General features: G+C 60.2%; 16 protein-coding genes, 1 tRNA gene and 3 pseudogenes. 12 read left to right on the top strand and 8 right to left on the bottom strand.

Annotated features, from left to right (window positions below; all coding sequences use genetic code 11):
* Positions 1–3: 3 nt before the first annotated feature.
* The 6 genes from AC6JA3_RS17915 (at position 4) to AC6JA3_RS17890 (ending at position 5197) form a co-directional block, all read left to right on the top strand.
* Complete coding sequence (locus AC6JA3_RS17915; RefSeq protein ID WP_139183507.1) at positions 4–378, top strand: hypothetical protein; 375 nt, start codon at positions 4–6, stop codon at positions 376–378.
* Between the two features lie 268 nt (positions 379–646).
* Positions 647–1201 carry a DUF805 domain-containing protein gene (locus AC6JA3_RS17910; RefSeq protein WP_155854131.1) on the top strand — a complete coding sequence of 185 codons (555 nt, stop codon included), beginning with the start codon at positions 647–649 and terminating at the stop codon, positions 1199–1201.
* A 175-nt stretch (positions 1202–1376) separates the two neighbouring features.
* Complete coding sequence (locus tag AC6JA3_RS17905; RefSeq protein WP_026542244.1) at positions 1377–1616, top strand: tyrosine-type recombinase/integrase; 240 nt, start codon at positions 1377–1379, stop codon at positions 1614–1616.
* A gap of 709 nt (positions 1617–2325) precedes the next feature.
* Positions 2326–2802 (top strand): hypothetical protein, encoded by a 477-nt coding sequence (locus AC6JA3_RS17900; RefSeq protein WP_347781891.1) that lies wholly within the window; start codon positions 2326–2328, stop codon positions 2800–2802.
* Positions 2803–3444: 642 nt separating this feature from the next.
* Positions 3445–4197, top strand: coding sequence for a TM2 domain-containing protein (locus AC6JA3_RS17895; RefSeq protein WP_497920434.1), 753 nt, complete (start codon positions 3445–3447; stop codon positions 4195–4197).
* Between the two features lie 295 nt (positions 4198–4492).
* Complete coding sequence (locus AC6JA3_RS17890) at positions 4493–5197, top strand: DUF3800 domain-containing protein (protein WP_347781889.1); 705 nt, start codon at positions 4493–4495, stop codon at positions 5195–5197.
* Positions 5198–5366: 169 nt separating this feature from the next.
* Here AC6JA3_RS17890 and AC6JA3_RS17885 read toward each other — a convergent pair whose 3' ends face one another.
* Both AC6JA3_RS17885 and AC6JA3_RS17880 read right to left on the bottom strand, forming a co-directional pair.
* A complete protein-coding gene (locus tag AC6JA3_RS17885) occupies positions 5367–5789 on the bottom strand; it encodes a hypothetical protein (protein WP_347781888.1) in 423 nt (140 codons plus the stop codon).
* Entirely contained in the window at positions 5779–5982 is a 204-nt protein-coding gene (locus AC6JA3_RS17880) for a hypothetical protein (protein WP_347781887.1), read from the bottom strand. The genes AC6JA3_RS17885 and AC6JA3_RS17880 overlap by 11 nt, the downstream gene beginning before the upstream one ends.
* Before the next feature lie 747 nt (positions 5983–6729).
* On the opposite strand from AC6JA3_RS17880, the gene AC6JA3_RS17875 reads away from it, so the two are divergent.
* On the top strand, positions 6730–7209 hold the full coding sequence (locus AC6JA3_RS17875; protein WP_347781886.1) for an HIRAN domain-containing protein: 480 nt from the start codon (positions 6730–6732) through the stop codon (positions 7207–7209).
* 159 nt (positions 7210–7368) lie between these two features.
* Here AC6JA3_RS17875 and AC6JA3_RS17870 read toward each other — a convergent pair.
* Positions 7369–7716 (bottom strand): annotated as a pseudogene (locus tag AC6JA3_RS17870) (phage major capsid protein); the annotation flags it as partial.
* 95 nt (positions 7717–7811) lie between these two features.
* A pseudogene (locus AC6JA3_RS17865) lies at positions 7812–8234 on the bottom strand (phage major capsid protein); the annotation flags it as partial.
* On the opposite strand from AC6JA3_RS17865, the gene AC6JA3_RS17860 reads away from it, so the two are divergent.
* Positions 8149–8340, top strand: a complete 192-nt coding sequence (locus AC6JA3_RS17860) for a hypothetical protein (RefSeq protein WP_347781885.1) — start codon at positions 8149–8151, stop codon at positions 8338–8340. The pseudogene AC6JA3_RS17865 and the gene AC6JA3_RS17860 overlap by 86 nt on opposite strands.
* Positions 8341–8425: 85 nt before the next feature.
* On the opposite strand, the gene AC6JA3_RS17855 is transcribed toward AC6JA3_RS17860, so the two are convergent.
* Positions 8426–8557, bottom strand: coding sequence for a hypothetical protein (locus AC6JA3_RS17855; RefSeq protein WP_347781884.1), 132 nt, complete (start codon positions 8555–8557; stop codon positions 8426–8428).
* 377 nt (positions 8558–8934) lie between these two features.
* Positions 8935–9078, bottom strand: coding sequence for a hypothetical protein (locus tag AC6JA3_RS17850; protein ID WP_347781883.1), 144 nt, complete (start codon positions 9076–9078; stop codon positions 8935–8937).
* A 44-nt stretch (positions 9079–9122) separates the two neighbouring features.
* Here AC6JA3_RS17850 and AC6JA3_RS17845 point away from each other — a divergent pair.
* Positions 9123–9380, top strand: a pseudogene (locus tag AC6JA3_RS17845) (tyrosine-type recombinase/integrase); the annotation flags it as partial.
* A gap of 62 nt (positions 9381–9442) precedes the next feature.
* On the opposite strand, the gene AC6JA3_RS17840 reads toward AC6JA3_RS17845, so the two are convergent.
* Positions 9443–9532: transfer RNA gene (locus AC6JA3_RS17840), tRNA-Ser, on the bottom strand.
* Between the two features lie 138 nt (positions 9533–9670).
* Between AC6JA3_RS17840 and AC6JA3_RS17835 the strand changes: the two genes are divergently transcribed.
* Genes AC6JA3_RS17835 through AC6JA3_RS17825 form a run of 3 tightly spaced genes read left to right on the top strand, consistent with a single transcriptional unit; the run spans position 9671 to position 12088 of the window.
* Positions 9671–10684, top strand: coding sequence for a zinc-dependent alcohol dehydrogenase (locus tag AC6JA3_RS17835; protein ID WP_497920433.1), 1014 nt, complete (start codon positions 9671–9673; stop codon positions 10682–10684).
* Positions 10685–10687: 3 nt separating this feature from the next.
* Positions 10688–11086 carry a 6-pyruvoyl trahydropterin synthase family protein gene (locus AC6JA3_RS17830; protein ID WP_026547653.1) on the top strand — a complete coding sequence of 133 codons (399 nt, stop codon included), beginning with the start codon at positions 10688–10690 and terminating at the stop codon, positions 11084–11086.
* Positions 11087–12088: a glycosyltransferase family 4 protein gene (locus AC6JA3_RS17825; protein ID WP_497920432.1), complete on the top strand. Its 1002-nt coding sequence runs from the start codon at positions 11087–11089 to the stop codon at positions 12086–12088.
* Here AC6JA3_RS17825 and AC6JA3_RS17820 read toward each other — a convergent pair.
* Positions 12066–12356 carry a hypothetical protein gene (locus tag AC6JA3_RS17820; RefSeq protein WP_155854130.1) on the bottom strand — a complete coding sequence of 97 codons (291 nt, stop codon included), beginning with the start codon at positions 12354–12356 and terminating at the stop codon, positions 12066–12068. The two genes, AC6JA3_RS17825 and AC6JA3_RS17820, sit on opposite strands and share 23 nt — an antisense overlap.
* Between the last annotated feature and the right edge of the window lie 153 nt (positions 12357–12509).

Genomic DNA, 12509 nt, shown 5'->3' with positions numbered 1-12509 from the left:
TTAGTGTCCAAGAAAAAGGCGTATGTTCCAACTAAACGGGTAGCCCCCGAATGGTACTACTGGTTGGGGGTTCTATTTCCAGGTGCCCTGGTTCTAATTACGTGTATTAGAAGAGCGTCGGAGTTTGGGTTTTCCGTCTGGGTTGCAAACATTGTGGTTTTTGCGGTCGCCGTATTATGTGTGGGCGGGCTGACTTACTTGAAATCAAACTTTGTTTCTGCGGTTGCTTTTGGGGTTGTAATCATAGGAGGAAGCTTGGCTGTCGCCGGACTCTCCCATGTTGTGCCGGTCATCGTAGTCGCTTACGGTTCGTTATGGGCGGGTGCAGCAGCCGGTCTATTGATTGGTCTGACACTGACTGCAGGCGAACGTCGTTAGCATTGAGTTGGTGACTGTGATTTGTGTTGAATGCCCCCAGGTGCTTGAGCTGCCGTAAAGCGCAGCCTTCGCGGGGAGCTCTAATGGAAGAAAGTATTCGATTCTGGGCGCGTGAGGTTTCCATTTCTGGTCAGTGGTTTATTCGTTCTGTTCATTCATATTATCTTCTACGGGTGAGAATATTGCGGCGCGGAACGTTTGCGTTCGGAAGATGGTTGTTTGTTGGTTTCTATATATATTTCTGGGAAGGACATGAAGACAGATGGATATGAAGACTGTTGATCCTGCAGGCGGAGGCGTTGCGGAGGTTAAAGGTTCGGGTGAGCTGGCTGGTCCTCTCTATGGTGCGTCGTTTGGTAGGTCGGTGAAGCGGTTCTTTGCCAAGTATGCGAAGTTCTCTGGTCGCGCCTCGCGGAGTGAGTTCTGGTGGAGTCAGCTTTTCGTTTTCCTGGTGATGGTGGTCCCGTACCTCGTGATGACGGTCGGGTTCGTGGCCAGTACTGCCTGGGCTCAACAGAACCCTAATGTGCAATCCATGGGTTTCGATCCGGCCACCGGGCAAGAAGTGTTCTATGAGGCCGCTCCTGGTATCGTGAATGCCCCGACTGGAAGTCTCATGGTGGTAGGTTTCATTCTCGTCGTTATTCTGGGGCTGGCCATTTTGGTGCCGCAGCTGTCGTTGCTTTGGCGGCGTTTGCACGACGCAAATCTTGCGGGTCCGCTTGCGTTCGTTGGGCTTGTTCCCCTAGTCGGCGGACTGGCTGTTTTGATTCTGGCGCTTATGCCCTCCAAGGCGGAAGGTCGGCGCTTCGACCCCCGTTGACGGGCCCGAAGAATCACAAGAAGCGTACTGTCCCTTTCCCGCGATTCCTCAGCGACCAGCTGGCGGCTCGGTGTGAAGGGAAAGGCCGCAATGACCTGGTGTTCCCGGGCAAAGACGGTAACCATATGCGGCTGCCACGAGTGCACGAGGACAACATGAGCTGGTTGCTGGCGCTGTGAAGCGTTCCGGGATCCTCAGGATCGCTCCGCGCGATCTCCGGCACTCCGCTGTCGGCTTAGCCGTGTCGGCCGGCGCCAGCGTGAAGGCCGTCCAAAAAGTGCTTGGCCACAGCTCGGCCGCAATGACGTTGGACGTCTACGCGGATCCCTTTGACGGGGACTTGGACTCAGTTTCAGACGCTCTAGATCACGCTGTATCTCTGGCGGGTGTGCCCAAAATGTGCCCACCCGCCTGATTTGGGCAAAGAGAAAGGCCCTGCCTCCCTCATAAACAAAGGGAAGCAGGGCCTTTCTCAGGGACACGTAGTGCCGCTGTCAATGCCCTGAGGTTCGGTGGAAATTTTCGCTGACAGTCTTGGGAGAGGGCGGGTACTTCCGAAGAACAACCACGGCAGATTGCGATACTAGTTGTTGGTAGTTGAGTGGAAAATACGCCTGAGTGCGGGCTTACACGCCAACTGACCTTGATTGCTAATACTTGGCGATGAGGTGCTGTTGATCTGGTGGCTGGGCCGTGGGCCGGAGAGCTCAGCAGTATTCTTACGGCCGGGGCAGGTCGGGCAGGTACGGCGGCAACTACGCAGTTACTGCCGGCCATGGGCCGTGCAGGATCGGCGGTAGAGTCGGGCGCAGCCAGGGTAGGGTCTGCGGACTCGGCTGTGGCTTCGACGATAGGGGTGGATCTGGGACCATGGGCTGGGTACGGCCAGAGCGGTTGATCGTCTGGGGTGAACAGGACTTGCACCCGGGAAAGCTAACTGCGTTTACCCCGGGTTCTGGCCAAGCGAGTGCGGACCTAAGACGCAGCCCACTTGGTCGGGTGGCAGCTCGCGGGTGGGCCGGACCGGCACGCGATCACTTGGAGCTGTGACGCTGCCGGGCGGGAATCGTCCTCGTCGGTGGACGGGACACTGATCGTCGCTGTGGAGCGCACTGGAACCTGCTGTGGAGTATTTTACAGTGCTAAAGGAGAGGGGGCATTTCATTGTGGGATTAAATGACGATGAAAATAATGCCAAGCAGAATTCGGTTCCCGATGAGGAGTTCACGGATGAAGACCTGCGGTTGGGTAGGAAAGCCTGCCAATACGTAGACGTCCTGTGCTTAATTTCTGCAATTGTGTGTGCGGGTATTGCATGGTTTGTGTTTGCTCACGTTCCGTGGAATACGAGAATGCCCTACGATGGAAGGTTTGACCGCTCCGGAAGTGGGATTCCGATGCAGATGGCGATGCTGATTGTGTTTGCCGTTCTATTCCTTTTCTGGCGTTCAGGTAGAAAGCCTGATGCTCACCGTATGCGAAAAGGGTCTCGAGCGGGGACCTACATCTTGGGGACAGCCATGATCCTGGGGTGTGTAGTTGGGCAGTTGGTTTTGGGCGAATCGGTTCTCACTGCGGGCGGCTACTTCGGTAACAAATGACTTTGACATTGAAGCATATTCGACAGGTAGTGATGGGCATCCGGCTGCAATAGTCATTGCGGATAAGTAGGCTTCGGCAGGGAGCCCCGATCTGCGACCTCCCCGTATTGCACGTCCTCGCGCAGGAAATAGGGGCGAAGGGATGGACGGAGTCAACAGCCCGGAGCGTCGTTCGGATAGGCCAAAATTGAAGTGGTACCGGAAGTGGCCTTGTATCGCACTTCTGGCACTTACGGCTTTTATGCCATGATGCCAGCGCTGGATTCCATCGCTGTGGAGAGTCTGCGATGCAAAATGGTCTCCGCGAAGGCCAGAAAGGGTATCCCTTCTGCATGGGAGCACGGGCTAGTCCGGTAAACCTGCCCAGTTGTCCATCAGGGTGTGGACAAGTGTCATGAAACCGCTCCCCGGGCGGGAATTTGGTTAGTCTGGTCGATGGATAAAACATGCCGGTCGCGGCATCACCCCTCCAACAGGAAGAGTGTTCTATGAGCCACCCCAGTGACCCCCATGCACAGCAGGAAGACAACCTTGCATCCAAGGCGGATGCGCCCACCGGCTTCGACCGGCGAAACCCGGGGGGGATACCAGTCCCCTCAGACTCAGCATCTTTCCCATGCCAGTGGTCCGGGAAAATCGTTTTTGACGACATGGCTCTTGGCCCTCCTGCTCGGCAACCTTGGTGTGGACCGCTTTTACTTGGGCAAAATCGGCACGGGAATCGCCAAGCTGCTGACCGCCGGGGGGCTTGGCATTTGGACGCTCGTTGACATGATCATCACCCTGACCGGAAACGCAACGAGCAAAGATGGCCGGGCGCTGGAAGGTTTCCCGCAGCACAAGAAGAAGGCCTGGATCATCACTGCGATCGTGTGGGTCGTGAGCATTGCCACGAGCATTCTCGTGGCGACAGCATTCGCGGCTGGCGTGGCGAGCAGGATTGAGAGCTCCGCCGCTGCCCAGGCTGCTGAACAAAACCGGTCCATCATGCCAGGAGCAGCAGGCGATGCTGGCGCCGTGACCGTTCGCATGGACGACGGCCGAACGGCCCGGGTAACTGTTCTGAAGTCCGAGTACGTCACCGAGTACCCGGGCAAAGAGTGGTACACGCCCATGAATGGTGGTTTCCTCATGGTCGAGTTCTCCTGGGAGACCCTCACTGGCACTACGCCCGCAAATCCCGCGTACTTCGAGGCCTCAGATCCTAGCGGCCAAAAGTTGACCGGCACATCTCCCGACGAGAATGGTTTCCACTTGGACGCCGACGTGCCTGCTGGAGAAAGCAACCGTGGGTACCTTGTGTGGGACACCAAGAATGTTCCAGTGACCATCGTGATTACCAATGTCATCGGGAACAAGGCTGCAACCTTCACCCTTACTCCTCCGGCTGGCTAGTCGCCAAAGCGCGAGACGCGTAGTCCAGACATGAAGAAAGGCCCCGCCTCCTTCATAAACAAAGGGAAGCAGGGCCTTTCTCATTGGCGGTGACGGTGGGATATGAAACCTCTCGAACACCAACGCTGGGATCATATAGTGCCGGTAATCCGCGGATTCTTATCAACCGCGATCACACAAGTTCAACGTATATGTGGGCAAAATGTGGGCACAGCGTGGGCAAGCTGCGGTCGCCGTCCGGCCTCGGACAGGTAGCTGTTTAGTAACTTCGTTTTGCTATCTATAGGATCAGCCCATGATCCTTGCATTTTTAGATGAATCCGCTCGGGGCGGTGAGCTTTACTACATGGGCGCACTGATGGTGGGCGCTGCTGAAGCAAGAAAGCTTGAGAAGAGCTTAGACGAGATTGTTGCGGACGTTGCCGCTGCTGTCCCTGGTTTTGATCCTGCCACGGAGCTTCATGGGTACGAAGTCTTCCACCAGAAGGAGGGTTGGGACGGCGTCCCGGTGTGGCTCACCGTGAAGGTTTGTAAGCAAGTCGCCAAAGCTATACACGACTCCGGCGCGAAATTCGTATTCCGTGGAATCGATGTTCAGAAGCTCAGCGATAAGTACACAAATCCACATCCAGCCCATGCCCTCGCACTCTCGCACGCACTCGAGTCCGTCCAGCATGTCCTCAACCTTGACCACACTGACGAAAGTGTCCTGGTTCTTGCCGACGAGCATCACACGGCACCGGATAGCAGGACTAGGTTCCGGGGTATGAGGGCCGCTGCTCAGCGAGGATTTACGAGCATCGCCTTGAGGGACCTCATAGACACCATCTATTTCGGCCCGTCGAACCACAGCCGGCTACTCCAGGCGGCCGACATGGCCACGTTTTTGACCAACCGCTCAGTCACCATCACGGAGAAGCATCCGGCTGCCAAGAAGGCCATGCAGGACATCAAGGGGAACCTGGACAGAGCAACGAGGTGGAGCTACGTCTGGCCGTGACCTAACAGAAGTGCCCGGCTTAAAACGCGAAACCCCGTGCTCATGCAGCGGGGTTTCGGTTTATGCGGGAGACGTTTCCGCGTCCTGCGTTCACCACAATAGCAATCATGGACGGTGCGTGCAAGGACCTCTTGAGGGGTCTCGTGTGGGCGCTTAGTCCTGCACACACCTAACTCTTGATTTGACCGCCGAGGCTCTTCTGGACATCTTTGACCTCGAACTCGGGGCCGCGAACCAGCCAGTTTGGCCCCACGAGAATCGCCTGCCGGGCGGTCCCGTACTTTAGGTCTTTCGCCACCTGCTCATCGAGCGCGCTCTGGGAGTCGGCAACTAGGAGCACGGTGTTCATGCCGCAATTTACGGTCTGCCATCCCCATTTCGCCTTAGCGTCCTGGGTGATCTTTTCGTCACAATCCGGTTCCTTGACCGCACCCGAGGCTACATAGGCATCACGAAGGTCAAGCGCGCTCTTGTAGCTGGCATCCTTCTGGACGCTGGTTCCACACCCGACCAGCACCAATGAGGTAGCGGCCAGTACCGGTAACAATTTTTTCATTTCCCCCGCAATTCGCACTAAATTCTCACTCGTCATACATGGAAATCAAGGATCCCCGGCAGCCCGATCCGGACTCGCAATCCTTGTAGCCGCCGCCATCCGGATAATCCGCTCGTGCCTGCGCCAGCGTCTCGTACTCGTGACCGTCGATTGCGGCGCACTTCTGGCACGTATGTTCGTCCAAGAGCTCGCTGGCGTAAATTTCCGCTGGTTCCGGGGTGACGTCCATGATGGACTCATCTTCACGCGTCCCGCTTTTGGCCTGTCGCAGTCTGGCCCATAAGCCCATGATTCTTGCCCCCCGGTCCCCCGCAACGGACCATAGAAAGCCCGTATCAAAGAGAGCCTATACCGGCGTCCATGAAATCTAGACGCTTGTGCCCTCGCGCGCGCGACCCCGGTGGGTCAGCGGGGGGAGAGGGACCACTGCCGGCAAAGGGGCCCTGACCGCAAGCAGCGGGAGATTAGGACGCCCCTACCCCCGTGGTCCCGGTAACCAAGTAGACGGGGCAGGCGAGGCATCCGTAAACATGCCAAAGCAGCGACCGCACTGGAAAACGTGTTGGTCGCCGCGCACGTCGTAGTGAGCGTGTGGGCCTTGGTTGTCACAGTGCAAGCAGTCCATGTTGGAGTAGAAGTTTCCGCTGGGGTCCACGGTTATGGTCATGCCGCCATGCTAGGTGACTCGCCCCGGTCGTTCCGTGATGACCCGCACTATCGCCAGCGGACGGCCTATATAGTCAGGGGCATGGGGATTTGGGAGCGGTTGAAGAACGCAGTTGTCGGCGTGGACACCACCAGCGGAACCTCTCCAGATAGGCAGCTATCCACCCCGCCCGCAGAGCCGCCCCGCCCTGCTCCACCTGCCCGTCCCGCTCCGGTGGAGCCACGAGCCGCGGAACCATTCCGGCAATCCGAGGCCACGAAAAGGTTTTATGAAGCGGAGAAGGCACGAGCGCGGGCGGCGGGTCAGACCGTGAAGGGATACCGGGCGGGCTACATCTCAGCGGAAGAGGCCAAGGCCCTTCTGGTGGCCGGACCGGATGGACTGCCTCCGCTGAGACTGGTTTCCTCTAATAACGGCCTGGACTTCGCCCTTCCGGATGGCACGCTCGTGGACTACAACACCCTAGCGTTGCGGCACTTCAACATCTTTGCTTTCCGCATGGTCGGCATGGGCTTCTATGAGGACCCGGAGAAACCGTTCAAGTTCCGGGTGGGCCAGAAAATTACCGCAATGCGTGAGCCGGGCAATGAGCACGACGCAAACGCCGTGGCGATCGTCGTTGGCCGTGCAGCACAGAAAGCTGGTTACGTGAATAAGCAGCGCGCCAAGTGGGTGGCTGAATTGTTGGACGGTGGGGAGGAGCTCAGCGGCCTTGTCATCCAGGCCAAAGCCTCATCCCCGCGCGTATTACTGACTACACCCGGCATGCTGGAGTACCTCCGCCGCTGAGGTTGAAGCCCTGCCGGTGGAGGGGTCCTCCGGCAGGGCTTCAGACGGGCGCTGGATGACTCCCAGCCCCTCATGCCATAGGGGCTCATCATCCATCCTTCCCGCCGCGGGCGATGGACCGACTTTGCGGCGGGTGAGGTTGACGCCTGTTCCTGCCCGCTATGCGGTCAGGTCGATTTCCACGAACGCGTTGGGCCGTTTGACCGCGAGGCCGAACCTGCCCTCCAGCCGCAGGACAACCAGGTTCTTCGTGAACAGTTCCCCGGACCGGTCCACCGCCAGCGTGGCGTCTTCCCGGACGATGATTTCGGCCTGGTCAAAGTCGCCCAGAATCGCCGTGCCCGGGGTAACGGCGGTGGAGGGGATACGCGGGACACGCCAGATGTTCGCCGCCGAGTCCCCGGCGGGGTCCCCCAGCAGGAACGCCCCGGTTGCGCCGTCCGCCCGCAGCAGGTCCAAGGCCTCAAAATCGGTGGGGTGGAGCACCAGGCCGTGGGCGTGATTCCGTACACCTGGAGGGCCGTCAGGCCCTTGCGGATGCTTGTGAGGCGGTCCGTGGCGAACGCCTGGGTGATGAGACCGGACGTGGCCAAAATGCCGTTCAGGTTTTCGCCGGTCCCATCGCCGTTGAGGACCTGGTCTTCCAGGGCGAGCTGGATACCGGCTTCCATCTCGGAGGCCAGGAAATCCTGGAGGTTGCCGTAATCGGCCAGGTAGCGCTCCGGCACCGGTTCCGACAGTGTCGCAATGACCCGGACGCGGTCTTCGATTTCCTGGATGGTGTAAATGCTCGTGGGCTTCACCGCGCCGTCCGGGACGACAGTTGCCTGGTGATTCCGCACGGTCTGGCGTAGGAAGTTGTAGCTGTTGCCGGTGCCGAATCCGCCGGTAAGGGGCCGGACGGGAATAAGCTCCAGCAGCGTCCGGGGAGCGTCGGACATGGCAACGATGTCCGTCTCAATCGGGACGGGGACGCCGATGGAGCCGCTGACCAGGGCTTTCTGGCCGTCCACCTCCGAGGTCATGACCTTGGACATGCGTTCCGCGGTGGCCTTAGCCACTGGCCGCGTGCGGCCTTCCCACGCCCGCCACGGCGGTCCGGGCCTGCCGGTCCGTCAATCTCCCGGCTAATGGCCTTGGCTTCGGCGTAGAAGGATTCCTCTGCCTTGGCTGTCTTGAGCTTGTCCAGGTTTTCGCGGGCGGTCTTCATGTGGCCCTAGTAGTCGGCCAACGTCTGGCCGTCGAGCTGCCTGCCTTCGGCTTCTGCCTTTTCCATGATTTCGGGGGCGCTCTTGGCGGCGGTGGCTGCGGCGGCGCGGTAGTTTTCGATTCGGGTGGTGGTTTCCATGGGATGCCCTCCTGGGCAGGAGCGTGCGCTGATTCGGGGCGCACAAAATGAACGGGGAAACCGGGCGGGCTCCTACGGGCGGGTTCAGGACCGGATCGTCCAACTTGACGCTTTCGCGCCCTCGTTGGTGACCGGGCCAGTACCGCTGGTGGGCACACTTTCCACGGCGGGACCTTATAGACGGACGGGTTGACCCGGAAAAAAACTCCGGTATGACCGCTGGCCGTGCCCCTGGCAGGAGGGGCCGGGCGCTTCCCGGTTCCTCAGAACTTGACCCGCTAAGGTTCCTCGTTCCTTGACTGTTCAGCGCCCGGCTGTCCTGCTAGCCCTATCTTAACCCGCTCGTGCTAATACCGCGGAGCCCACCGCCGGGGGTGTCATGGCTGTTCCCGCAGCGCGGCCTGGGTGTAGTTGTCTAGGATCATTTCCGCTTTGCCGCGGCCCAGCGTGACCAGTAGCGCCGCAGCCATGCTGGATGCGGCGTGGGCCAGCTCCACGGGGTTTTCGGATTCGTTCAGCATGACGGCGGCTTCCTCCGTGCGGTTTTGAGTTATCAGCCAACATGAGTTGGTTCGCCGGAGCCGTGAAGCGGTCCGGCGTCCCGCGGATTACCCCGCATGATCTGAGGCATTCGGCGGCTAGCTTCGCGGTGTCGGCGGGAGCGAACGTTAAAGCCGTGCAGAAGATGCTGGGGCACAGCTCCGCGGCCATGACGCTAGACGTTTATGCTGACCTGTTCGACGGCGACCTTGACGCGGTTTCGGATGCACTGGATCAGGCGGTATCACGGGCCAGTGTGGGCAAAATGTGGGCACGGCCCTAGTTCGGGCAAAGTAAAAGGGCCCTGGTCTCCTTGATTTACAAGGGAACCAGGGCCTCTCTATTTGGCGGTGACGGTGGGATTTGAACCCACGTTGGCTTTTACACCAAACAACATTTCGAGTGTTGCACCTTCGGCCGCTCGGACACGTCACCAACTGAAATAGGCTACCCGAGATTGGCCCCGTTCCCCAAAACGAGCCCCTCTGGACCCTCCCCAAAAGGCAGGTGGCGTACCCTTCAATCCACGCCAACTTCCGTCCACAGCTCCGCACCGATAGATTCGTAAGCATCATGACGATTTCGCAGGAACACGAACGGAAACACGGGCACGAAGCCCACGCCTACTGGGTCACTGAGACGGGCGATGGTGAGCTGCGCCAGGAAGCCCTGCCGGAAAGGCAGGAAGGCGAAGCCCTCGTCAGGACCCTGTACTCAGGCGTCAGCCGGGGCACGGAGCGCGTGGTCCACGAAGGCCGGGTCCCGGAGCGCGTGGCTGACCTCATGCAGGCCCCGCACCAGGAGGGCGACTTCCCGGGCCCGGTGAAGTACGGCTACCTGAGTGTGGGGACGGTCGAGCAAGGACCGGAGGAATGGGTAGGAAAAACCGTCTTCAGCCTGCACCCCCATCAGGACTTTTACGTGATCCCCACCAGCCAGCTCACCGCAATCCCCGAGGACGTCCCAGCCCGCCGCGCGGTGCTCACGGGCATCGTTGAGGTCGCCATCAATGCCCTCTGGGAAGCCGGACCGAGGCTGGGTGACCGGGTCGCCGTCGTCGGTGGTGGTTTGGTGGGCGGCGTCCTGGCGACGCTGCTGCGGAAGTATCCGCTGGGCCGCCTGCAGTTGGTGGATGCGGATCCGGAGAAGCGAAAGCTGGCGGAAACCATCAACATCGAATTCGCCGAACCAGAGGTTGCAAAAAGCGATAACGACATCGTCTTCCACTGTTCCGCTTCCAACGAGGGCCTCAAATTGAGCCTGCAACTGGCCGGCGATGACTCCGACGTCATCGAGCTTTCCTGGTTCGCCGATAAGGAAGTTACCCTGCCGCTCGGCGAGGACTTCCATGCCCGCCGCCTGAACATCCGTTCCAGCCAGGTGGGTGCAGTGGCGCTCCCGCGACGGCACAGGCGCACCAACGCCCAACGACTCGAGCAAGCGGCAAGAGAACTGAAAGACCCGCTGTTCGACACATTCCTGACCAGCGAATGCCAGTTCCGGAACCTGCCCACCACACTCGTTAAATTGTTCGAACGGCCCGGCGGTTTCTGCCACGTGGTCGCCTATCCCACCCCGGAGGATTAGTACATGTTCAGCCTGACCGTCCGACGCCACTTCATGATCGCCCACAGCCTTCCCCGCGAAGCGTTCGGCCCGGCCCAGGGCCTCCATGGTGCAACGTTTGTGGCCGAAGTCAGTTTCCGTCGCCCGGACCTCAATGACGACGCAATCGTTCTGGACATTGGCGCAGCGGGCGGAATCCTTGAGGAAATCCTGGAGGACCTTAACTACAAGAACCTCGACGAGCACCCGGCATTCAAGGGCAAGCTCTCCACCACGGAGGCTCTGGCCAAGCACATCGCCGACGCCATGGCCACCCGGATCCAGGACACCGCCGACGGGCCGGCGCTCAGCGGCATCGACGTCGTCCTCCGTGAAAACCCTGACGCCTGGGCCGGCTACTCGCTGGAGCTCCCGGTCAAGTAGGTGCGCATCCGCTTCCTTGTCCCGGGGAACGTCAGGCACGGCTCCGGCGGCAACAAGTACAACGCCAAGCTCGCCGAGCATCTGACCGTCCTGGGCGCGGACGTTGAGACCCTAAAGGTCGACGGCGGCTGGCCGGTTGGGAGCCCGGCGGACAAGCAGCGATTCGCGGAAGCGCTCGACGGCGGCACAACGGTGATTGCCGACGGCTTGGTGGCGAGTGGGGCACCGGAGGAGGTCGCCGGTGCCGTGGGCAAAGGAACCAAAGTCTGGATCCTGTCCCATATGGCGTTGGCGGACCATGGCGAGCTTGAGGCCAAGGCGCTGGCTGCCGCCACGGGGATCATCTGCCCGAGCGCCCACTCCGCGGCGGTACTGCAGGCCAGGCATGGGATGCGGGACGTTGTGGTGGCCAGGCCGGGCGCAGAGCCAGGGCAGGTCAGCCAAGGCTCAGAGCCCAAGCACATCGTGGCCGTCGCCGCGTTGCTCCCCAACAAGAGCCAAACCGCAATTGTGTACGCGCTGAGCGCTGTCCAGGACCTGCCCTGGACAGCAGCCCTGGTCGGTTCCCTGGACGCAGACCCGATGTACGCAGCTGAGGTGAGGGCCGCCGTCGAGCACTACGGGCTCCACCACCGCATCAGCGTTACCGGCGAGCTGACCGGCAACGCCTTCGATGAGGAGTGGCACAAGGCCGACCTCAGTGTTCTCATGTCGCAGTCCGAATCTTTTGGCATGGTGGTCACCGAATCGCTGGCCCACGGGGTTCCGGTTCTGGTACGACAGGGAACGGGCGCGGAGGAAGCGCTTGGCGATAGCGGGGCTGGCGCTGTCACCGACGCCAAAGTTCTCGCCGACAAGCTCCGCGCCTGGCTCACCAACCCCGCCCTGCAGAAGCGCTGGCGCAACAATGCCCTCCAAGCCCGCGAGCATCTACAAGGCTGGGACGCCACTGCCGCGACTGTCCTCAGCGCGCTGGCGACTAAACCACAAAGTTTGCTGTAGCACTGGTCGAGCAGGCAGAGGGATCGAACGGCGGATCCCACTCCAACTTGGCGGTCGTCTTCGCAAGGGGCGTGGTGGAGCCCGTGAGGTAGACCGTTACTTCCATGGTTTTTGTTCCGGCGGCGATCCATAGGGGGTTGTCGGCCACAGCGGCGTGGCGCTTGGTGTCAGAGTCCGGCGTGTACACACATGCTTCCTGCCCCGGACAGTTGACGGTGTACTCCAAGGTTTCCCACGACGCGCCAAGCCGGGAAAAATCGATGCTCACGTCAGTGCGCCGAAGCATCGAATCGCATGCCTGTTGTCCGCATGCCGTCATAGTTCCTGCGACCACCACAGCAGCAAGACAAAAAGCTCCCCACGACTTTTCGAGCATGGGCCAGTCTAAGCTCAACCGTCGGCCGCGCGGGCAAAACGGTCA

This window comes from Arthrobacter sp. TmtSoilC79 (assembly GCF_059739405.1).
This window is presented reverse-complemented; position numbering and strand designations above follow the sequence as displayed.